Origin of the sequence: Streptomyces sp. NBC_00996 (assembly GCF_045162675.1) — a bacterium.
Lineage (GTDB): Bacteria > Actinomycetota > Actinomycetes > Streptomycetales > Streptomycetaceae > Streptomyces.
Map to the genome: position 1 here is coordinate 8,472,496 of NZ_CP108723.1, position 21,387 is coordinate 8,493,882.

Genomic DNA, 21,387 nt, shown 5'->3' on the forward strand with positions numbered 1-21,387 from the left:
CGGGCAACTTCCCTGCGCATACACGCAAGTGCTTCTAGGACTCGGTCGCCGCCCGCTGCTGTTCACGGCGGCTCCGCAGCAGTCGCCTGCGTGGCTGCTGGTCCGGGAGCCAGCCGAAGGCGAGGCAGCTGCCGGTGGCTCCGAGGAGCAGGCCGACGAGGAAGCCGCCCAGGTTGGAGGTGAGCCACGTGCCGAGGGAGAGGAGGATGCCGAGCAGGGAGTAGAAGAGGCGCTGGGTGGGGTTGAAGAGGACCAGCAGGCCGCAGAGCAGCATCAGGGTGGGGAGAAGGTAACCGGCCAGGCCCTGCATGCCGATGTGCATGACGACCTTCAGGGACGCCTTCTCGGTGAGGAGGATCTCCGCCCCGGCCAGGGTGAGCAGCAGACCGCCCCAGAAGGGGCGGTGCGCGCGCCACTGCCGGAAACCGGACCTCAGGTTCCGGGCGGAGGACATCAGCAACCCGTGTCGCTGAAGCGGAGTTTGAGACCGGGGAGCTTGAACACCGCTGCCGTGGTGGCGTAGTTGGTCTGACGCAGGTTCGCGATGCGCACGGTGTCGGCCTGCTGGCTGAACACGCCCTTGGGGCCCTGGACTCCGGCCTTGTCGAGCGTGCTGGCGTCGTTGCCGATCTCGATGTTGTCGAAGGAGGCGTCACCCGACAGCTCGGTCGAGTCGGTGGTCAGATGGCTTGCCTGCACCTTGTCCGAGCCGCTGCCCGCGGTGATGAGCAGGTTCGTGCCGCCCAGGTCGACGCTCTGGCACAGCTTGGTGAGCGTCGCGTTCTTGATCGCGGAGGTGACGACCAGAACCTGGCCGCCGGTGTCGCCGGCGTTCGGGCTGCCCTCCGCCATGTTGTCGAGGCCGCCGAACTGCTCGAAGCCAGTGCCGTTGAGCTCCGTCGCCGTGACAGTGAACGGCATGCCGGAGATGGCGAACTGGACGCCCAGGGCGCCCTGGGCGGTGAGGATCATCAGCCCCGCGGCGATCGCGGTGGCAGGCACCGCCATCACGGCGGCGCGGCGCAGCCGGACCCGACCGCGTCTGTCCGACGCGTCGGTGGCGGAACCGCTTTCCGCGCTCTCGGGGGTCTCGGGGGTGGAACCGTTGGACGCCGTGGCGTCCGAGGACGAGGCCATGTCTGCTCCCTGGGCATGGTCGATGCGGGTAGGGGTCCAGTGGCACGTTGTCCTGGCGCGGACAGCGGCTGCCGCGCACGCCTCCTCGCCTCTCCCGGAGGACGCAAGGGCTTTCTCGTTACGCGGCAGTAGCCGCCGAGGAAGTTACCCGGGGTTACATTCACGGGTCAAGTGACCTGTGGGAAAAGAGTGTTGGTTGTGCGGTGCCTGTGAACACGACACCGTGACATGGCCGCGTTGACCTTCAACTTCCTTGCTCCGCCTTGACGTTGACCCTTCACCAGGTCTACAACTCTCCCTTGTTTCCCACGGATCCGTGGCGCCGGATCCCTTGCGGTGCGCGCAAGTCACCTCCCGGACCCCGACCTGTACGGGGCTGTCGTGACATGTCCGATCGCGCAGTGCGCCCCCTTGTCCACCCCCCACCCCGTGGCACCGGCGCGGTCGCCTTCCCCCCTGGGCCGTGTCCGGTCGCCCGGCTGTCGCTGCCGGTCCGTGGCGTACGGAGAAGGCGCCACGGCCCGGCGGCGGTTCACCCCCGCACGCCCCGCGCCCCCGCGCGGCCAGGCACCCCACACCCCTTCGGAGAAGAGGCACCCCCCATGCGTACTCGATCCCTCCTTGCCCTCGTCGGCGTCGCCGCGGCGCTCTCGGTGTCCGCGGCCGTCCCCGCCTCCGCGGCCGACACCCCGGTGCTCACCACAGGCGCCGCGGGCGGAACGCCCGTCGCCACCGGGGACGTCCTCAGCGCCTCGCTGGCGAGCGGCACCGCGGCCACGCTCTACTCGAGCAGCACCGGCACGAGCGGTGTCTCCTGCTCCTCGTCGACCTTCACCGCCACCGTCGGCGACAACCCGGCGGCCCCCGGTGTGGCCACCGAGTCGCTCACCGGGCACACCTTCGACAGCAGCACGTGCACCAGCAACGTGACCGGCGTGCTCGGCGTCACCAGCATCACGGTCGACAACCTGCCGTACACCACCACCGTGGCCTCCGACGGCACCGTCACCGTCACTCCCGGGGCCGGCTCCACCATTCAGACCACGGTCAAGCTGCGCACCCTGCTGGGCAGCATCACCTGTGTCTACCAGGCACCCAGCCTGTCCGGGACGGCGAGCAACACGGACAACAGCATCGCCTTCACCAACCAGCAGTTCACGAAGACCTCCGGCTCGTCCCTGTGCTTCGCCAACGGCTACTTCACCGCCAAGTACGCGCCTGTCACGGACACCGGCCAGTCCGGGAGCCCGGCAGTCTTCGTCAATTGACCGCTCAGCGGCGGCGCCGGATGGTGACGGCGACCCCCGCGGTGAGGAGGAGTGCCGCGGTCCCCCCGGCCACGAGGGGGAGCGCGGCGCTACCGCCCGACGTGCTGTCGGCGGCGGGCGCCAGATGATCCGGCGCGGTCTCCCGGGCCGGTGCCGTGGTCACCAGTGACGGCGACTCGGTCGTCGGTGACGGCGACGTGGTCGTCCGCGCCGGCGTGGGCGTCCGCTTCGCCGGTGCCGACGACCTACGGGTGTTCTGAGCCGCGGGCGTCGACGCCTCGTGTCCGCCGGACAGAACGACGTCCGAGCACGAGTAATACGTATCGGTCGTGCTCGAGTTCTGCCAGATCGTGTACAGCATCTGGCGGCCGGTCCGGTCGGACGGCAGTGTGGCCTTGATGCGGTAGGCGCCGTTCACCAGAGCCGGGTCGGTGGCGGTGGCGAACGGCTGCGCCGGCAGGTCGGACCACTTCAGGGGTCGGGTCGGGTCGTAACCCGGCTTGGTCAGATACAGCTTGAAGGTCCCCGTGTGCGGGATCGTCGAGCTGTACGTGAGGGTGAAGCTCCCGCCGGGCCTCAACCGGGTCGAGGGCCAGTCCGCGCGGGCGAGGTCGAGGCCCTTGTAGGCGGGCAGGCCCCCGCTGCACAGCTGCCCGTCGGGAATCACCTGGCGGTCCCTGCCGTTGACGCCGGCCACCCTGAGGTTGTCCCAGGCCGTGAAGGGCGCGCCGTTCGCGGCGATCGCCGACTTGCAGGCCGCGGTCCGGATCAGACTTCCGCCCTCGGGCGAGCAGGCCGCGACCCGGCTGACCGGATACGTCGGCGCGCCGTGCGCCCGGGCGGGCGCCGCGGCCCACGTCGCGAGGAGCAGCGGAGCCGCCACGGCGACAGCGGCCGCGGTGGCGGAGCGGTAGGCGGTCATCCGGTGGGTCTCCTCGGTACGTCGGCGAAGCGGACCGGGAATGCGGCGCGTGGCTGGGAGCCGTCGCGGCGGATGCCACCGCGCGCGGCCTGGACGCACTCCTGGCTCGGGGCACCGTGAAGTACGGGGCCGCGGGGCCGAACGTTCAGCACCGCGATATGCGCGAAACGGCATTTTCTTGGCCAACTGCCCCGACGTGAGGGTCGGTTACCGGCCAGATCGAGGGTTTCCCCTGTATCCCTCTTACCTGGCCTTTGCCTATCGTTCGAGCACAGGCGACCCACAGGAAACCCCTCGCCGGGTCGCACGCGCATGGCCGGTCACCGCGCCGCTTTCTGGTTTTGCACCCCCCGCCGCTTCGACGACGAAGCGAATCGACCGCTGCTCCGCATCGCACCGCGCTGCCCGGAGCCGGGCCCGAAAGGCAAGCCCTTGCGTCCCTCCCCCTCCCCCTCTCCCTCCGGCAGACGGAAGCTGCTGTCCGTCGCCGCGATATCCGCCGCGCTGCTGGCCGGAACGACCACCACGGTGGCCGCACAGTCGTCCACCGAGACCGTGCGGGGCACCCACACCGCGCAGGCGGCCGCCGACCCGGCGGAGCGCCTGATCGTCGGCTACAAGTCCGGTGCCCCCGAGGCCAAGTCCAACAAGGCCGCCGACGCCGACGCCCGGGTCAAGGGCGAGAAGGCCGGCGAGGACCTCGACTTCCAGCGCCGTCTCGGCACCGGCGCGGCCCTGGTCGACCTCGGCACCGAGCTCAAGAAAGCGGATGTCGCCGACGTCATCGCGCAGTACCAGGCCGACCCGCAGGTCGCCTACGTCGTACCGGACCGCCTCAACAAGCCGCAGGCGGACCCGAACGACACCGAGTACGCCAAGCAGTGGGACCTGTTCGAATCCACGGCGGGCATGCGCGTCCCGGGCGCCTGGTCCACGTCCACCGGCAGCGGGGTGACCGTCGCCGTCATCGACACCGGCTACGTGGCCCACTCCGACGTCGCCGCGAACATCGTCGGTGGCTACGACTTCATCTCCGACACGGCGGTCTCGGTCGACGGCGACGGGCGCGACAGCAACCCGGCCGACCCGGGCGACTGGTACGCGACCGACGAGTGCGGCACGGGCACCGGCTCCAGCAGCTCGTCCTGGCACGGCACCCACGTGGCGGGCACCATCGCCGCAGTCACCAACAACAACAAGGGCGTCGCGGGCATCGCGTACAACGCGAAGATCTCCCCGCTGCGCGTCCTCGGCAAGTGCGGCGGCTACGACTCCGACATCATCGACGCCATCACCTGGGCGTCGGGCGGCAGCGTCTCCGGGGTCCCGGCCAACACCAACGTCGCCAAGGTCATCAACATGAGCCTCGGCGGCTCGGGCGCCTGCACCTCCGCCACCCAGAGCGCCATCAACGCCGCCGTGAACCGCGGTACGACGGTCGTGGTGGCCGCGGGCAACGACAACGACAACGCCTCCAAGTACTCCCCGGCGAGCTGCAGCAACGTCATCACCGTCGCCGCCACCGGCCGTACCGGCTCCCGGGCCTCGTACTCCAACTACGGCCCGATCGTCGACATCGCGGCCCCCGGCGGCGAGATGAGCACCGGCACCGCCAACGGCATCCTGTCCACGCTCAACTCCGGTACGAAGACGCCGTCTTCGGAGTCGTACGCGTACTACCAGGGCACCAGCATGGCCACCCCGCACATCGTCGGCCTGGTGGCGCTGATGAAGTCGGCGAACCCGTCGCTGACCCCGGCGCAGATCGAATCGGCTGTCAAGGCCAACGCCCGTGCCCTGCCCGGTACTTGCTCGGGCGGTTGCGGCGCAGGACTCGCGGACGCGACCAAGACCGTCCAGGCGGTGGCGTCGAGCGGCGGCTCGACCGGTGACACCACCTTCTCCAACACCACCGCCCTGTCGATCCCGGACGCCGGCTCCGCCGTCGAGTCGTCGATCGCGGTCAGCGGCCGCAGCGGCAACGCGCCCTCCGCCCTCCAGATCGGCGTCGACATCACCCACACCTACCGCGGTGACCTCGTCATCGACCTGGTCGCGCCCGACGGCTCGACGTATCGTCTGAAGTCCTCCAGCTCCTCGGACTCCGCGGACAACGTCAGCGCCACCTACACGGTCGACGCCTCCAGCGAGACGGCCAACGGCACCTGGAAGCTGCGCGTCCAGGACGTGGCCGCGCAGGACACCGGCACGCTCAACGGCTGGAAGCTGACCTTCTAGTGCCGCGTCGGCCAGGGTTTGCCCGTTGAGGAGCGGCGTCCGGTGCGTGCTCTGGGGGTCCCCCCGGCCGAAGGCTGGGGGGAGTGCCGGCCGGAAGTCCTCGTACTGGATGTACTTGGGCTTTCGGTCGGTGCGGCGAGTGGGGGCACCTCCCACGCCCTTGAGGCAGTGGGGGAGCGTGCCGGGCGTCGCGACGGGGCGAACCTTGGCTGACGCGGCATAGCAGACCGGTTGAGCTTTACGGGGGGAGGGGCCGTCCGACGCGCATACGTGTCGGCCGGCCCCTTCTGCTCGGCCGGTACGGTGAGCGGCATGCCCGAGCGCGCCGAATTCCCCGCTTCCCCCGATTCCGCAGCTCCCGCCGACGCCCCCGTGATCCTCAGCAACGCGGTGGGCTCGTTCCCCTGGAGCGTGTTCGCCGAGCGGCACCCGGCGCTCATCCGGAAGGTGCGGGACGCCTTCCCGTACGGCCCCGAACAGCACCGTGCGCTCGACGCCCTGCTCAAGAGCAGCACCGAGGGCGTCATCGAACCGCTCGGCGCGCAGGCGTCGGACCGGGAACAGTGGGATGCGTGGGGGCGGAAGTACTTCGGGCGATCCTGGTTCGACGTGCCCTTCCTGTGGGCGGAGAGCTACTGGTACCGCCAACTCCTCGAAGCCGTCGCGTACTTCGCCCCGGGCCCCTGGAAGGGCATCGACCCCTTCCGCCCCTTCAAGCTCGCCGAACTCGACACCCCGGAGGCCGCCGAGGAACTCTCCGCGCTGGACGCACTCGCCGAGCGGCCGGTCGAGGACCAGGAGCAGGCGCTGCTGCACGGCTCGCTGTGGGGCAACCGCGCGGACCTCGGCTTCCGCCTGGCCGCCAAGGAGGGCGAACCGGCGGCCGATTCCCTATTGGTCGCCAACGACAGTGAGCCGCTGCGGACGTTGTTCGCCGGCGGCACGCTCTGCCTGGTCGCGGACAACGCGGGCCGGGAACTCATCCCCGACCTGCTCCTGATCGACCATCTCCTCCGCCACCACCGCGCCGGGCGGGCCCTCCTGCACATCAAGCCCTACCCGTACTACGTCTCCGACGCCACGACCGCCGACGTGCTCGACGCGCTGCGCCGCCTCACCGCCGTCAAGGGCGCCGCCGCCGACTCCGGCCACCGCCTCTGGTCGGCCCTGACCGACGGCCGCCTCGTGGTGCGGGCCCACCCCTTCTCCTGCGCCCCGCTGCCGTACGCCGACATGCCCGACGACCTCCGCCAGGAGTTCGCCGAAGCCGATGTGACGATCATGAAAGGCGACCTGAACTACCGCCGCCTCATCGGCGACCGGCTGTGGCCCGCCACCACCCCCTTCGCGGTCCCCACCGCGTACTTCCCGGGCCCGGTGGCCGCTCTGCGCACCCTCAAGTCTGACGTGATCGTCGGCCTCGACGCTCGCACCGAGTCCGCGCTCGTCGCCACCGAGGATCAGCGCTGGCGCACGAGCGGCACGCATGCGCTGATCCAGGTGAGGTCATGACGTCTCAAGTCACCTGCACCGGAAGCGTCTTGAGGCCGTTGATGAAGTTCGAGACAAGGCGTCGGGGAGGTCCGGCGGTGCGTAGTGCGGGCAGGACGCGCAGCGTCTCCTCGTAGAGCACGCGCAGTTGCAGCCGGGCGAAGTGGGCGCCGAGGCAGACGTGCGGGCCGTCGCCGAAGGAGACGTGAGGATTCGGGCTCCGGGCGAGATCGAGCCGGTGCGGATCGGTGAACACGCGCTCGTCGTGGTTGGCCGAGGCATGGAAGACGACCACCTTGTCGCCCGCTCGGATGCGCTGCCCGGCCAGTTCGGTGTCGGCGGCCGCGGTGCGACGGAAGCTGAGCACGGGAGGATGCCGGCGCAGCAACTCCTCGACGGCGGTGCCGAGAGGGAAGCGACCCGAGCGCAGTCCCTCGTACGCGTCCGGGTGTTCCGCCAGCGCCAGCAGGCCTCCGGGAGCCGCACTGCGTACGGTGTCGTTGCCCGCGACCGTGAGTAGGAAGAAGAACATCTCCAGCTCCGCGGGGGCGAGTTCGGGGTCGGTCGCGAGGGTGGTCATCACATCGTCGCCGGGACGGCTCTTCTTGTGGAGGGCCAACTGGTGCGCGTACCCGAACATGTCCCGCAGCATCGCCGGGGAGCGCGGATTGACGGGCCGGCCCCGTGCGTCGAGCACGGTCTCGCCCGCCTCGTCGGGGTCCTGGTAGCCGATGACCCGCTGCGTCCAGTGCAGCAGCAGCTCCCGGTCGCGCTCCGGCATGCCGAGCAGGTCCGCGAGGTTGAGCAGGGCGTAGTCGTCGGTGACAGCGGAGACCAGGTCACAGGTCCCGTCGCCGGACCGAGCCCGGTCCACCGCCCGCCCGAGCAGCGTACGGGCCCGTCCGCGCGCCACCGACTCGAAGCGTTCGACGCGGCGCGCAGTGAACGCACGGCTGACCAGGCGCCTCAACCTGCCATGTCCCGGCGGATCCTGATTGAGCATCATGCGTCGGATGAACGGCAGGTCGTCCGGGTCCGGATCGCGGATCTGGGTTGCCCCGAGGTGCGACGAATACACCTCCGAGACCTTGAGGACCCGGACCACGTCCGCGTGCCGGGTCACCGCCCAGAACCCCGGCCCCGCCGGCCAGCCGAGCACCTCGGGCTCCTCCTGCCAGGCCACGGGGTGACGGTCGCGCAGGGTGCGGTACGCGACATGGGGGACCCCATCGGCGTACCGCCGTGGATCGAAGACGTCCGGCACGGGCGGCACGGGCGGCGCGGTCTCGCGCGCGAGGCTCACGCCGGGCCGCCGTCGCCCGCGCGCCCGGCCGTGGTCGTGCCGGAGTCGTCCGAACGTCCGGTCGTGGGCGCGCCCGCGTCGTCCGCGCGCAGGAAGTCCTCGACCACGCGGATCAGCTCCAGAGGGGTTTCGTCCATCGCGTAGTGGCCCGCTCCGAGCAGCTCGCGCACCTCTGCGCGGGGGTACCAGCGCAGCCAGGTCTCCCGCATCAGAGCCGCCGAGAGCGCGGGATCCAGTGCGCCCGTCACGGCCAGCGCGGGCACCCTCGAGCCCTCGGCCTCGGTGTGGAAGTCCTCCCCGGCCCAGGAGTCCAGCCAGGCCCGGAACGCCTTCGCCTCGCTGACGGCGAGCGAGCGGGCCACCATCCGGTCCAGCCAGATGGCCGGGCGGTGGCCGCCCGTCGTGAGGTCGATGATGGCGCGCCGGTTCTCCGGCTTGTGCGCGGCGCCGGTGAAGAGTTCCCACTGGTCCGCGGGCATCGGCAGCCCCGACGCGGGCACCGGAGAGACACCGACCAGGCGGCGCAGCCGGTCCGGGGCGAGGGCCGCCAGACGTTGGGCGACGGCACCGCCCATCGAGTGACCGATCACCGAGAACCGCTCCCAGCCGAGCCGGTCCGCCAACTCGACGAGATCGGCCGCCGCCTCGGCGGTCGTGTACGCGCCGACCGCGTCCTTCGCCTCCCCGTAGCCCCGCATATCGACCAGCGCGTACTGGAACGCGGCGCGGTCCAGATTTGGCAGCACGGCCCTGTACGCGGACCGGTCGGCGAACCAGCCGTGCACGGCGAACACCTTGTGGGCGCCGTCGCCGTGCACTTCATGAGGGAGCACGAAGGAGGTCATGCGACCACGGTGACCCGGAGGATGCGGGTCGGCAAGGGCGCGCGCGGCACGTCAGTGAGGTCACGTCAGTGAGGACACATCCGTGAGGCGCGCGCGGAAACGTCCGCGACAGGTCCTTGGCGTGCCCGTGGAACCCGGAGCCCTCATCCTGACGCCGGTGTCGGGCCCGACCGCCGACGACAAGGAGGAGGTGCTGGCGGGGGCCTGAGAGCACGTGCAGAGGGCTTTCGCCCTGCCGCCCCTTCTTTCAGGGGCGCGGGGAACTGCGCAGTCTTTTGACGGGAGGCTGGGGGCGCAGCCCCCAGGGACGGGACGGGTAGGGGCGGAGGGGGCGAAATCCCCCCGCGGTCACCCCGGCCGTACGTCCTGCCACACCATCCGGTGGTCCGACGCCGGCACGGTCCTGCCGTCGTCGACGAGCCGGTACAGCGGGATCGTCCGAGGTGGGCCAGAAGGCACCGTTCCCGCATGGGAGAAGCCCCGAGGCCGGCGCGGCGCCGACCAAGGCGCGGCCGCACCTCTCACGCCGCGCCGCGCTCGTCGGCATCGCCGGCGCGGCACCGGCCGAAAAGGCAGGTGACCTGGCGGCCGTTGCCTGTACACCTGGCCTTCACGCATCGAAAACGGGTGGAATCACGCGATGGTGTGATCATGTCCGGGCGCTGGCTGGACGCCCCCGGCGCGGGACTGCCGCTCGACCACCTTCGTGCCGCGAACGGCAGCGGCGGGTTCCGTCCGGCCCTGCGCTACGAGGGCACCGACATTCATACCCTCACCACCCTGGCCGCCGCGGGACACGGCCTGACCCTGCTGCCGCGCACGGCGGCCACCGGCGTGCCCGGAGCGGTGGCCGTGCCGCTGGTGGCGCCCCGTCTGGTGCACCGCAGGGAACTGGTGCACGGCGGATCGCCGCGGGGAGCCGCGGCGACCATGGCGGACAAACTTCTCGAACGCGCTTGACAGTCTCACTCGTTCGTGAATCGTCGCGCGCCGGGGCGCAGGGTAGAGCAAGAGCCGGAGGCGGTCCGTAGAGCATCTGCCGGAGGCGATCCATGGAACAGACCGCGTTGCGTCCCAAGCCGATGCCCGGTCAGGAGCCGGCCGGCGGCCGTCCGCCCGGCAGCCCCCGGCGCCCGCACGCCGCGCGGCGGCGCGGCAAGCGGTTGATGAGTCTGCTCTTCGGCCTGTTCGTCGGGACGGTGCTGGTCCTGTCGGGCGTCGGACTCGGCACCGTCGGCGCCACCGTGATCGGCATGAGCAAGCTGGCGGATCTTCAGAAGCAGGCCGGGGCGCAGGGGGCGGCGGGGCAACCCGGGCGGACCTCCGGTGCGCCGCAGGTGGGCGGCTCCAAGTCGGCGTCCGGGGCCGGAAGTCAGTCCCCTCGGAAGGAACCCGGGAAGGAGCCCGTGAAGGCCACCCTCGGCGTCGAGGCCGTCGACGCACCCAAGGATGCGGGCGCGCTCGTCGTCGGTGTGCACATCCCCGGCCCGGGCTACACGGCGGGCCTGGCCCGCGGCGACGTCCTGCTGGCCTTCGGCGAGAGCCGGATCGAGTCGGCCGCCGACCTCGCGCGCGCGGTCGCGGACGCGCTCCCTGGGACCACCGTCACCCTCACCGTGCGCCACGCGAACGGCAGCCACCAGCAATTGTCCACGGTGCCAGGGATCGTGACGTGACGTCAGGCGTATTTTCCGAACGCCATGTCCGACGCCCCTCAGACAACCCTGAAGTGGCTCGTCAACCGCCCCTCGTCGTCCAGCACATGAAACGCGAATCCAGGAGGAGCGTCCCGGTCCGCGGCCCCCTCGCCCTCCCAGGGCAGCCGCAGCGTCCAGGCCACACCGGGGCCGACGGCGAGCGGCCGTCCGGCGAAAGTAGTGGCCGCGGGCGTATGGGCGTGACCGGTGATGAGCCCCACGACCTCGGGTCTGCGCTCCAGCAGGGTGGCCAGGGAGCGCGGTTGGCGCAGCTGGTACGCGTCCGGCTGGGGGTACCTCCCACGCCCTTGAGGCAGTGGGGGAGGATGATGCAGCGCGACCGGCGGGTGGTGGAAGGCGAACAGTGCGGGAAGGTCGCCGTCCAGGTCGTCGAGCGTCGCCTCGATCCAGGCGTACGTCTCGTCGTCGGACTCTCCCTCGTCCTGGCCCGGAATGCTGGAGTCGCACATCAGTACGGCCGCGTCGTCGAAGAGGTGGACGCTGTTGACCGGGCCGTCGGTCGCGGGCAGCCCGAGCAGCGCCTTGCGGTAGGGCGCGCGGCTGTCGTGGTTGCCCGGGCAGGTCGGCACGGGGAAGGGGGCTGCGGAGTCGCGCAGTCCGAGCAGTCGGGCCGCCTCTTCGTACTCCGCCTCCGTGCCGTGGTCCGCGATGTCCCCGGTCACCAGGAGCGCGTCCACTGTTCCGGGTAGCCACCGCAGCCGGTCGCGCACCCGCTCGGCCCGCTCCGTGGCCCGCGCGGTCCCGTCCAGATGAAGGTCGCTGATGTGCGCCAGTACGAGCAAGCTCATCCCCTCGTCGCCCTAATGGTCTGTTGGCATCTAAGCATTAGCTCTAACGGGACGGCAACGATCAACCATTAGATGGGTGGCCAGAAAAGGCGCGCCGCACGAAACCCGAAGACGTGCCGCACAAGGAGACGTGCCGCACGAAACCGGAAATGGGCCGGCCGCACGAGAGGCGGCACGTCACGATGGCCGCATGCTGAGCACCCTTCTCGCCTTCCTCGGCGCCTGCACCCTGATCGCCGCATCGCCCGGCCCGAGCACTGTGCTGATCATCAAGCGGTCGCTGCGCAGCAGGCGATCCGGCTTCCTGACCGTCCTCGGCAACGAGACCGGCGTCTTCATCTGGGGCGTCGTCGCCGCGTTCGGCCTCACCGCACTGCTCGCCGCCTCAGAGATGGCGTACGACGTCATGCGGATCGTCGGGGCCGTCGTGCTCGTCGCCTTCGGCGTTCAGACCCTGTGGCAGGCGCGCCGCTCCAAAAGAGCCGTGGACGGTGGCTGGGAGGACGCGGAGAAGAGCGGCTGGGCCTCTTACCGGGGCGGGCTGCTGCTCAACCTCGCCAACCCGAAGGCGGCCATCTTCGCGATGTCCTTCCTGCCGCAGTTCGTGCCCGAGGGCGCCCCGCATCTGCCCACGATGGTCGGTCTCGCAGCACTGTGGGCGGTCTACGAGGTCGGCTACTACGGCCTGTACGTGTGGTTCGTCGGCCGGATGAAGGCTGTGCTGTCCCGGACCGGCGTGCGCCGGCGCCTGGAGCAGGTCTCCGGAGGCGTGCTGCTGCTCCTGGGTGCACGCCTCGCCCTGGAAAGCTGACACGCGGCGGCGGAAACCGGCTCGCGCGCGCCTCACCGGAAGGGCAGGATGCTGCCCGTAGCCCCCTGGGGAACTCCGGACACACGGAGGCATGGATGACCGGCACGCCCGCGCCCTTCACCGCCGGTGACTACGAGGCCCGTATGCGGCGCGCGGCCGAGGCCGCCGCGCACGCCGGGCTCGACGGCGTCCTGGTGGCGCCAGGGCCCGATCTGGTGTGGTTGACGGGGTACCGGCCGGTGGAGACCGAGCGGCTCACTCTGCTGGTGCTGAGGGCCGGCGAGGACCCGGTCCTGGTTGTGCCCACTCTGGAGGCGCCCGACGCGGCCAGGGCGACCGGCGCGCCCGCGCTGACTCTCCGCGACTGGACCGACGGCAAGGATCCATACGAGGCGACCGCGTCCCTCCTCGCCCCCAAGGGACGCTTCGGTGTCAGCGACAACGCTTGGGCCCTGCATCTGCTAGGCCTCCTGAAGCGCTTGCCGGACACCCGCCACGTCGCCCTCACCGAGGCCCTGCCGATGCTGCGGGCCGTCAAGGACGCGGCGGAACTGGAGCGGTTGGCGGCCGCGGGAGCGGCCGCGGACGCAACGTTCGAGGAGATCCGGAAGGTTCGCTTCGCCGGCCGCAGGGAGGCCGATGTGGCCGCCGACGTCGCCGATCTGCTGCGGCGGTTCGGCCACTCCCAGGTCGACTTCACCATCGTCGCCTCGGGGCCGAACGGCGCCAACCCGCACCACGAGGCCGAGGACCGGATCATCCAGCGCGGCGACATGGTCGTCCTGGACTTCGGCGGCCTCAAGGACGGCTACGGCTCCGACACCTCCCGCACGGTCCACGTCGGCGAACCGGACCACGAGGAGCGCAAGGTGCACGACATCGTGCGCGCCGCCCAGGAGGCGGGCTTCCGTGCGGTGCGGCCCGGAGCAGCCTGCCAGGATGTCGACCGGGCGGCCCGCGCGGTCATCACCGAGGCCGGGTACGGCGAGTACTTCATCCACCGCACCGGGCACGGGATCGGCGTCACCACCCACGAACCGCCGTACATGATCGAGGGCGAACAGCAGCCCCTCGTACCCGGAATGTGCTTCTCCGTGGAGCCGGGCATCTATCTGCCCGGCCGCTTCGGGGTGCGCATCGAGGACATCGTGACGGTGACCGAGGACGGCGGACGGCGCCTCAACACCACCTCCCGCGAGCTGGTGATCGTCGACTGACCGACCATCGGGAGCGTTCCCCAAGGCCCCGAGGCCACAGGGTCCCAAGGCCCCGAGGCCTCAACACCCCACCCCCCCAATGACAACGGCGCGACCATGACCCAGGCACCGACACCGACCGCGGACACCGTCCGCCGACTGGTCCGTTCGCTGCTCGCCGACGAGGTTGCGGCGGGCGCGGGGTCAGACGTGCGGCCCGTCGTCGAGGGCGGCGAGCACTCCACCTGGTGGGTCGGCACGCGCCATGTGCTGCGGCTCGCCCAGGACCGCGACGCCTCCGTACGCCAGCGTCGCGAACTGCGGCTGCGCGACCTGGTACGCCCCCACATCGGAGTCCCGATCCCGGTGAGCGTCGCGCACGGCGAATGGGCGAGCGGACTGAGCTGCACCTTGGACACCAGACTGCCCGGCGCCTCCGGCGAGAGGCAGGCCGTCTCAGCCGTGGGTGAGGCAGACCTGGCGGGACTGCTCACGGGGCTGCGCGAAGTGCCCGTACGCCAGGCCGAGACGCTCGGTGTCCCGCGCACCGCGCCGCGCTCCCTGGAGGCGTTGCGCACGGCCGCCGCGCACGCCGCCGAGGAACTCGCCGCCGCCGACGAGTTCGACCCCGCCCGCCTGGCCCAGCTCACCGGTCCCGCCGCGGTCCAACTCGCCGCGCAGCCCGCCGCCGCGGTCCTCGTGCACCACGACCTCAAGGGCGAACACCTCGTGGTCAGCGCCGACGGACGGGTGCGCGGCGTCCTCGACTGGACCGACGCGGTGATCGGCGACCCCGCCGAGGACATCGCCGGGCTCGCGATCGCCGTCGGCGCCCCCGCGGCCGTACGCGCCGCCACGCTCGCCGGCTACGGTGCCCGCCCCTGTCTACGCGGCCTGTGGCTGGCCCGCTGCGACACCGTGATCCGCCTCGCCGACCGCCTCCAGGGCCGTGACGACAGTCCCGTCCCCCTGCTGGAGACTCAACTGCGCCGCGCCTGGGAGGCGATCCTGCTGGAACGGGTCACCGATCTGCGGGACGGGCTGGACGAGACGCCGTAGGCGAGGGGGCCGGGCCCGGGCCGAGTGGGACGCGTCTCGCTGCGTCGTGCCTGGCCGCCTCTTGCCTCGTCACTAGTGCGCTGCGCCAGAAGTTCGTCGGTGGATTCGCGCCTTGCCCGGCCGGGTTGGTTGTCCGCCCATCCAGCCCCGGCCTGCGAGTATTCGGCCAAGTCGGCGGCAGTGGGGCACCAAGAACTAACGACGAATTGATGGCGCAGGACACTAGTGCCGCGTCGGCCAAGGTTCGCCCCGTCGCGACGCGCGGCACGCTCCCCCACTGCCTCAAGGGCGTGGGAGGTGCCCCATTCGCCGCACCGGCCGAAAGCCCAAGTACATCCAGTACGAGGACTTCCGGCCGGCACTCCCCCCAGCCTTCGGCCGGGGGGACCCCCAGAGCACGCACCGGACGCCGCTCCTCAACGGGCAAACCCTGGCTGACCCGGCACCAGCTGTGGCATCACCGGCGGGCGAGGGCCTCATGCCTGGGTCAGTACGACGCACGACTCGCCCGGCACGCTGAGCACCCCATCCGCGTCCGGCGCCTCGACGGGCTCCCAGGCGGCCAGCACGCGCGCGTGGCGAATGCCGAGGGGGATTGCCACGGTCTCCTTCGAGAGATTGATGGCCACCCGGACGTCACCGCGTCGCAGAGCCAGCCAGCGGGCCTGCGTGTCGTAGGCGACTCTGACCGCCGCGAGATCGGGGTCCGAGAGGTCGGCCTGGCGGCGGCGCAGGGTGATCAGGTCGCGGTACCAGGCCAGTACGCGCGCGTGGGGTGCCTTTTCGGGTTCCGACCAGTCGAGGCAGGAGCGGTTCCGGGTCGCCGGGTCCTGCGGGTCGGGGACGTCCTCCTCGGCCCAGCCGTGCGCCGCGAACTCCCGGCGCCTGCCCCGCCGTACGGTCTCGGCGAGCTCGGGATCGGTGTGGTCGGTGAAGAACTGCCAAGGTGTTCCCGCGGCCCACTCCTCGCCCATGAAGAGCATCGGCGTCAAGGGCGCGGTGAGTGTCAGCGCGGCGGCGCAGGCCAGCAGCCCGGGGGAGAGGGTGGCCGAGAGCCGGTCGCCCTGGGCGCGGTTGCCGACCTGGTCGTGGGTCTGGGCGTATCCGAGCAGGCGGTGTGCCGAGACGCGGGTACGGTCCAGCGGGCGGCCGTGAGAGCGCCCGCGGAAGCTGGAGAACGTGCCGTCGTGGAAGTAGCCCGACGTAAGCGTTTTCGCGAGCGCCAGGAACGGGGCGCGCGCGAAGTCCGCGTAGTAGCCCTGTGCGTCGCCGGTCAGTGCGGTGTGCAGCGCGTGATGGAAGTCGTCGTTCCATTGCGCGTGCAGACCGAGACCGCCCTCCTCGCGCGGCGTGACGAGGCGAGGGTCGTTCAGGTCGGACTCGGCGATCAGGAAGAGCGGCCGGCCGAGGTCGTCGGCGAGCGCGTCCACGGCCGTCGACAGCTCCTCCAGGAAATGCACCGCGCGCGTGTCGCGCAGCGCGTGCACCGCGTCCAGGCGCAGCCCGTCGAGCCGGTAGTCGCGCAGCCACGCCAGCGCGCTGCCGACGAGGTACGCGCGCACCTCGTCCGAACCCGGCGCGTCCAGGTTCACGGCGGAGCCCCAGGGCGTCTGGTGGGTGTCCGTGAAGTACGGCCCGAACGCCGGCAGATGGTTGCCGGAGGGACCGAGGTGGTTGTGCACGACGTCGAGGACGACGCCCAGGCCGAGTTCGTGTGCCCGGTCGACGAAGCGCTTCAGTGCCTCGGGGCCCCCGTAAGGTTCATGCACGGCCCACAGCGAGACGCCCTCGTACCCCCAGCCGTGCCGTCCGGGGAAGGGGCACAGCGGCATCAACTCGACGTGGGTGACGCCCAGTTCCACCAGGTGGCCGAGCCGCTCGGCGGCCGCGTCCAGTGTTCCCTCGGGCGTGTACGTCCCCAGGTGCAGCTCGTACAGGACCGCGCCCGGCAGCGCGCGCCCTGCCCACTCGGTGCGCCAGTCGTACCGCCCCTGGTCGACCACCGCGCTCAACCCGTCGGGGCCGTCGGGCTGCCGCCGTGAGCGGGGATCGGGCAGCACGGGACCGTCGTCCACCGCGAACCCGTACCGCGTCCCGTCCTGCGCGTCCGCGTCACCCGTCCACCACCCGGCACGCTCCTGGTCGCGCTCCAACGCGCCCGTGGCGCCCTCGCAATGGAGCGTCACCCGGTCGGCCTGCGGTGCCCACACCTCGAACCGCACAGACGGTTCCCCCTTGTCAGCTCACCGTGACATAGCCTGTCCATGGTGCTTCACGTGAGATCAATTCGCTTTCGAATCCACCCTTTTGCCGCGTGTTTGCCGCTCTCTTGTCACGCGGAACACTCCGTCCGGCCGCAGCGGCCGTTTCCGTGTTTTCTGGACACCCCGCTCCCGCTGCCCGACAATCACCAGCGTGACGTCGTCTTTCGAGTTCCACACGTACCCCGCGCGGCTGTCCGACGCGGAGCGCGACCGGGCGCTCAAGGCGCTCCGTGACGGCGTCGCTCTCGGTCGCCTCTCGCACGACACGTTCATCCGACGCATGGAGCTTGCGCTCGCCGCTCGCAGGTCCGACGAACTCGCCGTGCTCACGGCGGACCTGCCCACCGAGGGCCGCTGGTCGAAACTGGTGTTCGGCACCGTGGAGGCGGTCTCCGGTTTCACCGTACGACTGCGCAGGGCCTGGCAGGCCGAGCGGCTCCCGAAGCTGCTGCTGCCCCACCCGGGCAACCCGTACCCGCTGCGCATCGGCCGTGACCCCGCCAGCGGACTGCGGCTCAACCACGAGACGGTGTCACGGGTGCATGCCGAGCTGAGCCGGCAGGGCGGGGTGTGGGTGCTGCGCGACCTGGGCTCGACGAACGGCACGACCGTCAATGGACGGCGCGTCATCGGCGCCGCCGTCGTCAGGGACGGCGACCAGATCGGCTTCGGGCGGATGACGTTCCGCCTCGCGTCGGAGTGAACCGTGGCGTCGGATTGAACTGTGGCGTCGCGGCTGAACCGAGGCGTTGGGGGCTCGCCTCGGACGGAGCCCTGACGTTCCGCCCTGCGTGGGAGCGAGTCCGGTGTGCCGCCTTGCGGGGAGCGAGTCTGACGTTCCGCCCTGGGGCGGAGCGAGTCCGATGTGCCGCCGTGCGCGCGAGTGGGTGCGACGTCCGCCTTGCGTGGGGCAGTCCCGGTCACATCGACCTCTGGCCTGGGAATCACCCACCGATTTCCTCAACATCCCTTACGTTCCGTGGTGTTGACGTACCCCCAGAGCCGTGACTGACTGTGTGTACACCATGCACATCAGGTGAACCGACGGCACCACATAAGTGGAGGTGTGCCCTGCCGCCACTCCTCCGCTACCCGACTGTGGACGAGCTGGGCGCCCGTGCGGCCGCACTCGTCGCCCGCCGACCGAAGGACGCACGGTTGCGCCGGGTGGGCACATCACGGGCGGGCACGCCGCTGTGGCTCCTGTCCGTCGGTCACGGCAGTCGCCAGGCCCTCGTCGTCGCAGGACCGCACGCCAACGAACCCGTCGGCGGTGCCACGGCGCTGCGCCTGGCCGAACGGGCGCTCGCCGACCCCCGGTTGACCGAGGGCGCGGACGCCACCTGGAACCTGCTGCTGTGCTTGGATCCCGACGGCGCCCGCCGCAACGAGTCCTGGCTGTCGGGCCCGTACGCCCTCGGCAACTACTTCCGGCACTTCTTCCGGCCAGGCTTCCTGGAGCAGCCCGAATGGCTGCCCGAGGGCGCGGACGGGGCCACCCTCCCCGAGACCCGCGCCCTCCTCGACCTCCAGGACGAACTGCGGCCCTTCCTGCAGTGCTCCCTGCACGGCGTCGACGTCGGCGGCGCCTTCGTCGAGCTGACCCGCGAACTGCCCGGCCTCGCCCAGCGCGTCGCGCACACTGCCGCGCGCCTCGGTATCCCGCGCGAACTCGGCCCGTACGACACCCTGTACTGGCCGGCTCTGGGGCCCGCCGTCTACCGCATCCCGCCGCCGCGCAGGGGCGGCCTGGCCGCCGCCATCACGGAGGCGGCGGTCGAGTCCACCTGGTTCCACCCGCACCCGTACGGCACGGTGACGGCGGTCGTCGAGGCCCCCATGTGGGGCGTCGCGGCCGTGGAGGATCCCACGCGGCCCGCCGACGCCGATGCGATGCTGCGCATCATCAGCCGCACGCTGCGCCGCGACACAGGGCTCCTGGAGGGGATACTCGCGCGTGTGCGGCCCAGCCTCGGCGCCTCCCCGGACGTGGCCTGCCTCCTCGCGCCCGTCGACGACTATTTACTGGTCGGCCCCGGACTCGCCGACTCGTGGGACCCCGACGTGTACGACGCCGGGGCGCGCCCCCTGCCGCCGCTCGACACCGCTCGTCTGACGGCGCTGCGCCTCGCGGGACGCCGGGTAGCGCTGCGCACGGCCGGGCTGCTCCACCAGCTCGTGTCCGCCTCCGGGCACGACCCCTGCGGCGTGCTGTCGGAGCTCGACCGGCTCGTCGACGAGTGGTGCGCCGACTACCGCGAGGGCTGCGGGGCGCGCTGGATTCCGGTCGCCCGCCAGGTGGAGTACCAGGCGCGCGTGGTGCTCGCCTCGTTCGAGCTCGCCGGGCGGCGCGCGCCCGCGCGCTCCCGTTCGGGTGAGTTCGGGTGGGGTTCGGAGCCGGCGGTGCCGATGCACCTGGAATGACGAAATCCACTCCGGCTAAGACGGCTCGAGCGAAAACCCTTCAGGCGCAGACCGTTCCAGCGAGAACCGTTCAAGCGGTACGTGTCGGTCTGCTCGCTGTGGCCATCCTCCTCACGGTGGGTGCCGCCCCGGTCCAGGCGGTACCCCGGGAGTCCCTCTCCGGCAACTGGCTCTACCTCACCGTCACGCCCGTCGAGGTCCGCTCCAGCGACACCCCCGGCACCCTGCTGCTCTGCGACCCGCCACTGGGACACCCGCACGCGGCACAGGCCTGTGAGGCGCTCCGCGCCGCCGGAGGTGACATCTCCCGGATCCCGCCCCGGGCCGACGCCCTGTGCCCCTTGATCTACGCCCCGGTGACCGCGTCGGCGCAGGGTGTATGGGAAGGCCGTCGGGTCGCCCACACGCATACCTTCGCGAACTCCTGCGTGATGGTGGCCGAGACGGGAGCGGTGTTCGAGACGGCGGACTGATCGGACCGAGTCGGGCGGTGGACCGGCACGCGCGCGTACGCCTCGAAAACCCTCACGCCGCGTTCTCGCGCGCGTGGCGGGCCGCCGCCACCACCGTACGGGCCTGGTGTTCGACTTGGTGCTCCAGCGGTACCCAGCGGGCGCGGAACCGTTGGGCGAACGCGTCGCTCCACGCTGCGACGAGGGCTTCGAGGCGCTGCGCCTCGCGGTCGTCGGCCTCCTGGAGGACGCGCAGCAGCATCGCGGCGGCCCGCAGCGGGAGCCGGCGGCCGAACGCGTCGACACTGCCGACGTACGCCATCGTCGTGTCCGGAGGCGGCGTCTGGATCCAGTCGTCGGCCAGGCCCGGCACCAGCTCCAGCGCCCACTTCGCGGCCCGCAGAAGCGGCCCGTCGGGTCCAGGCAGCCGCGGCAGAGCCTCCGTGAGCACCGCCTCCACCTGGAGCGCGTCACGCACCAGTCGGCGCGCCAGCCGCCGCATCGCCGCCGCGGGGGCGGGGTGCGGCGCCGGATCGTCCACCAGGTCGCTGGCCCACATCGGCACCTCGACGACAGCGGTCAGCCCGCCGTACCGGTGGGCGTGGTACCAGGTGCTGTGCCGGGCGTCGTCGGGCATGCTCGGGTACGCCGCGTCCGAGCCGGGCGCCGGCATCACATGCACCCCGGGCCCTGAGGCGGGCCAGCCGGCGGCGTCCGAGGCGGCCGTCTCCACCGGGATGTGCAGCTCTGCCGCGGACTTGGCGAACGGCTCGGCCAGCCCCGGGATGTCCTTGGTCAACTGCACCCAGCTGCCGCCCAGATCGGTCCCGTGCAGCGTCACCTGGAGGTAGGGCCGCAGCCCGTCGATGACCCGGGTGAGGGCGCGGGTCTCGGGCGGCAGCCGGTCGGGCGGCAGCACGGAAGGCGACCACTCCGGCTGCTCGGGGCCGGCCGGACGGAAGAAACCCAGGTGGTAGTCGAGCAGTGTGCGCGGCGCGGGCGTCACATGGAGGCTCGCCCCGTCCGGGTCCGCGCAGAGCAGGAAGTGCCAGGAGGTCTCGGCCCGCAACTCCCGCTCGTGCAGCGCGCGCTCGGCCAGCGCCAGCAGGGTCGAACCGCCCGTCGGTTCGTTCGCGTGGGCGCCCGCCACGACGAGGACCGCGCGCCGCGCGTGGCCGACGGACAGCAGGTGAAGAGGTCTGCCCGCGCGCGAGACGCCCACTTCTCTGAGGACGCACAGGCCGGGTCGGTGAGCCGCCAACGCCCGGGCGGACGAGACGATTTCGGTCACACTGGGGTAGCGCAACTCCGGCAGGAGACTCACCCCCGACTTGTCCGCCCTGCGTCGCTTTCCGCAGTACTCCACGGACTGAGTGAACTGTCAAGGAGTTGACGGGGCGGCTCCCGGGGGCGCCAGGTGGCATTTACCGCTGGCAGGGGGTGTGCACCGTCAGAGGAAGGACTCACCGTC

19 protein-coding genes are annotated in these 21,387 nt (G+C 71.5%); 11 read left to right on the forward strand and 8 right to left on the reverse strand.

Annotation, left to right across the window (positions count from 1 at the left end; translation table 11 throughout):
• Positions 1-34 precede the first annotated feature (34 nt).
• The gene (locus tag OG390_RS39455) at positions 35-454 is read right to left on the reverse strand and encodes a DUF6114 domain-containing protein (protein ID WP_406174620.1); all 420 of its coding nucleotides are present in this window, start codon (positions 452-454) and stop codon (positions 35-37) included.
• Positions 454-1,137, reverse strand: a complete 684-nt coding sequence (locus OG390_RS39460) for a DUF6230 family protein (RefSeq protein ID WP_399084696.1) — start codon at positions 1,135-1,137, stop codon at positions 454-456. The genes OG390_RS39455 and OG390_RS39460 overlap by 1 nt, the downstream gene beginning before the upstream one ends.
• 602 nt (positions 1,138-1,739) lie before the next feature.
• On the opposite strand from OG390_RS39460, the gene OG390_RS39465 reads away from it, so the two are divergent.
• A complete protein-coding gene (locus OG390_RS39465; protein WP_406174622.1) occupies positions 1,740-2,405 on the forward strand; it encodes a Tat pathway signal sequence domain protein in 666 nt (221 codons plus the stop codon).
• A 4-nt stretch (positions 2,406-2,409) separates the two neighbouring features.
• Here the strand turns inward: OG390_RS39465 and OG390_RS39470 are convergent, their stop codons facing one another.
• Entirely contained in the window at positions 2,410-3,327 is a 918-nt protein-coding gene (locus OG390_RS39470; RefSeq protein ID WP_406174624.1) for a lytic polysaccharide monooxygenase, read from the reverse strand.
• A gap of 432 nt (positions 3,328-3,759) precedes the next feature.
• On the opposite strand from OG390_RS39470, the gene OG390_RS39475 reads away from it, so the two are divergent.
• Complete coding sequence (locus OG390_RS39475; RefSeq protein ID WP_406174626.1) at positions 3,760-5,565, forward strand: S8 family serine peptidase; 1,806 nt, start codon at positions 3,760-3,762, stop codon at positions 5,563-5,565.
• A gap of 312 nt (positions 5,566-5,877) precedes the next feature.
• Positions 5,878-7,077 carry a damage-control phosphatase ARMT1 family protein gene (locus tag OG390_RS39480; RefSeq protein ID WP_406174628.1) on the forward strand — a complete coding sequence of 400 codons (1,200 nt, stop codon included), beginning with the start codon at positions 5,878-5,880 and terminating at the stop codon, positions 7,075-7,077.
• Between the two features lie 4 nt (positions 7,078-7,081).
• Here OG390_RS39480 and OG390_RS39485 read toward each other — a convergent pair whose 3' ends face one another.
• Both OG390_RS39485 and OG390_RS39490 read right to left on the reverse strand, forming a co-directional pair.
• A complete protein-coding gene (locus tag OG390_RS39485; protein WP_406174629.1) occupies positions 7,082-8,359 on the reverse strand; it encodes a cytochrome P450 in 1,278 nt (425 codons plus the stop codon).
• Complete coding sequence (locus OG390_RS39490) at positions 8,356-9,204, reverse strand: alpha/beta fold hydrolase (RefSeq protein WP_406174631.1); 849 nt, start codon at positions 9,202-9,204, stop codon at positions 8,356-8,358. Before OG390_RS39490 ends, OG390_RS39485 begins: the two co-directional genes overlap by 4 nt.
• Positions 9,205-9,855: 651 nt before the next feature.
• Here OG390_RS39490 and OG390_RS39495 point away from each other — a divergent pair.
• Both OG390_RS39495 and OG390_RS39500 read left to right on the forward strand, forming a co-directional pair.
• A complete protein-coding gene (locus OG390_RS39495) occupies positions 9,856-10,164 on the forward strand; it encodes a LysR substrate-binding domain-containing protein (RefSeq protein ID WP_406174633.1) in 309 nt (102 codons plus the stop codon).
• Between the two features lie 92 nt (positions 10,165-10,256).
• Positions 10,257-10,880: a PDZ domain-containing protein gene (locus OG390_RS39500; protein WP_406174634.1), complete on the forward strand. Its 624-nt coding sequence runs from the start codon at positions 10,257-10,259 to the stop codon at positions 10,878-10,880.
• 38 nt (positions 10,881-10,918) lie between these two features.
• Here OG390_RS39500 and OG390_RS39505 read toward each other — a convergent pair whose 3' ends face one another.
• Positions 10,919-11,704, reverse strand: coding sequence for a metallophosphoesterase (locus OG390_RS39505; RefSeq protein ID WP_406178134.1), 786 nt, complete (start codon positions 11,702-11,704; stop codon positions 10,919-10,921).
• 196 nt (positions 11,705-11,900) lie between these two features.
• Between OG390_RS39505 and OG390_RS39510 the strand changes: the two genes are divergently transcribed.
• The 3 genes from OG390_RS39510 (at position 11,901) to OG390_RS39520 (ending at position 14,776) form a co-directional block, all read left to right on the forward strand.
• Entirely contained in the window at positions 11,901-12,521 is a 621-nt protein-coding gene (locus tag OG390_RS39510) for a LysE family translocator (RefSeq protein ID WP_406174636.1), read from the forward strand.
• Between the two features lie 95 nt (positions 12,522-12,616).
• Positions 12,617-13,738, forward strand: coding sequence for an aminopeptidase P family protein (locus OG390_RS39515; RefSeq protein ID WP_406174638.1), 1,122 nt, complete (start codon positions 12,617-12,619; stop codon positions 13,736-13,738).
• A gap of 96 nt (positions 13,739-13,834) precedes the next feature.
• The gene (locus OG390_RS39520) at positions 13,835-14,776 is read left to right on the forward strand and encodes an aminoglycoside phosphotransferase family protein (protein WP_406174640.1); all 942 of its coding nucleotides are present in this window, start codon (positions 13,835-13,837) and stop codon (positions 14,774-14,776) included.
• Between the two features lie 476 nt (positions 14,777-15,252).
• Here OG390_RS39520 and treZ read toward each other — a convergent pair whose 3' ends face one another.
• Positions 15,253-16,998: a malto-oligosyltrehalose trehalohydrolase gene (treZ, locus tag OG390_RS39525; protein WP_406174642.1), complete on the reverse strand. Its 1,746-nt coding sequence runs from the start codon at positions 16,996-16,998 to the stop codon at positions 15,253-15,255.
• Positions 16,999-17,191: 193 nt separating this feature from the next.
• Between treZ and OG390_RS39530 the strand changes: the two genes are divergently transcribed.
• The 3 genes from OG390_RS39530 (at position 17,192) to OG390_RS39540 (ending at position 19,937) form a co-directional block, all read left to right on the forward strand.
• Entirely contained in the window at positions 17,192-17,743 is a 552-nt protein-coding gene (locus tag OG390_RS39530; RefSeq protein WP_406174644.1) for an FHA domain-containing protein, read from the forward strand.
• A 395-nt stretch (positions 17,744-18,138) separates the two neighbouring features.
• Entirely contained in the window at positions 18,139-19,464 is a 1,326-nt protein-coding gene (locus tag OG390_RS39535) for a M14 family zinc carboxypeptidase (protein WP_406174645.1), read from the forward strand.
• Positions 19,465-19,580: 116 nt separating this feature from the next.
• On the forward strand, positions 19,581-19,937 hold the full coding sequence (locus OG390_RS39540; protein ID WP_406174647.1) for an SSI family serine proteinase inhibitor: 357 nt from the start codon (positions 19,581-19,583) through the stop codon (positions 19,935-19,937).
• A gap of 52 nt (positions 19,938-19,989) precedes the next feature.
• On the opposite strand, the gene OG390_RS39545 is transcribed toward OG390_RS39540, so the two are convergent.
• Entirely contained in the window at positions 19,990-21,240 is a 1,251-nt protein-coding gene (locus OG390_RS39545; RefSeq protein WP_406178136.1) for a M14 family zinc carboxypeptidase, read from the reverse strand.
• Positions 21,241-21,387: the final 147 nt, after the last annotated feature.

What these genes read in the sequence shown, in the direction of transcription:
- OG390_RS39455 (WP_406174620.1), bottom strand. Translation starts at nt 454, where the DNA reads ATGTCCTCCGCCCGGAACCTGAGGTCCGGTTTCCGGCAGTGGCGCGCG.
- OG390_RS39460 (WP_399084696.1), bottom strand. Translation starts at nt 1,137, where the DNA reads ATGGCCTCGTCCTCGGACGCCACGGCGTCCAACGGTTCCACCCCCGAG.
- OG390_RS39465 (WP_406174622.1), top strand. Translation starts at nt 1,740, where the DNA reads ATGCGTACTCGATCCCTCCTTGCCCTCGTCGGCGTCGCCGCGGCGCTC.
- OG390_RS39470 (WP_406174624.1), bottom strand. Translation starts at nt 3,327, where the DNA reads ATGACCGCCTACCGCTCCGCCACCGCGGCCGCTGTCGCCGTGGCGGCT.
- OG390_RS39480 (WP_406174628.1), top strand. Translation starts at nt 5,878, where the DNA reads ATGCCCGAGCGCGCCGAATTCCCCGCTTCCCCCGATTCCGCAGCTCCC.
- OG390_RS39490 (WP_406174631.1), bottom strand. Translation starts at nt 9,204, where the DNA reads ATGACCTCCTTCGTGCTCCCTCATGAAGTGCACGGCGACGGCGCCCAC.
- OG390_RS39495 (WP_406174633.1), top strand. Translation starts at nt 9,856, where the DNA reads ATGTCCGGGCGCTGGCTGGACGCCCCCGGCGCGGGACTGCCGCTCGAC.
- OG390_RS39500 (WP_406174634.1), top strand. Translation starts at nt 10,257, where the DNA reads ATGGAACAGACCGCGTTGCGTCCCAAGCCGATGCCCGGTCAGGAGCCG.
- OG390_RS39510 (WP_406174636.1), top strand. Translation starts at nt 11,901, where the DNA reads ATGCTGAGCACCCTTCTCGCCTTCCTCGGCGCCTGCACCCTGATCGCC.
- OG390_RS39515 (WP_406174638.1), top strand. Translation starts at nt 12,617, where the DNA reads ATGACCGGCACGCCCGCGCCCTTCACCGCCGGTGACTACGAGGCCCGT.
- OG390_RS39520 (WP_406174640.1), top strand. Translation starts at nt 13,835, where the DNA reads ATGACCCAGGCACCGACACCGACCGCGGACACCGTCCGCCGACTGGTC.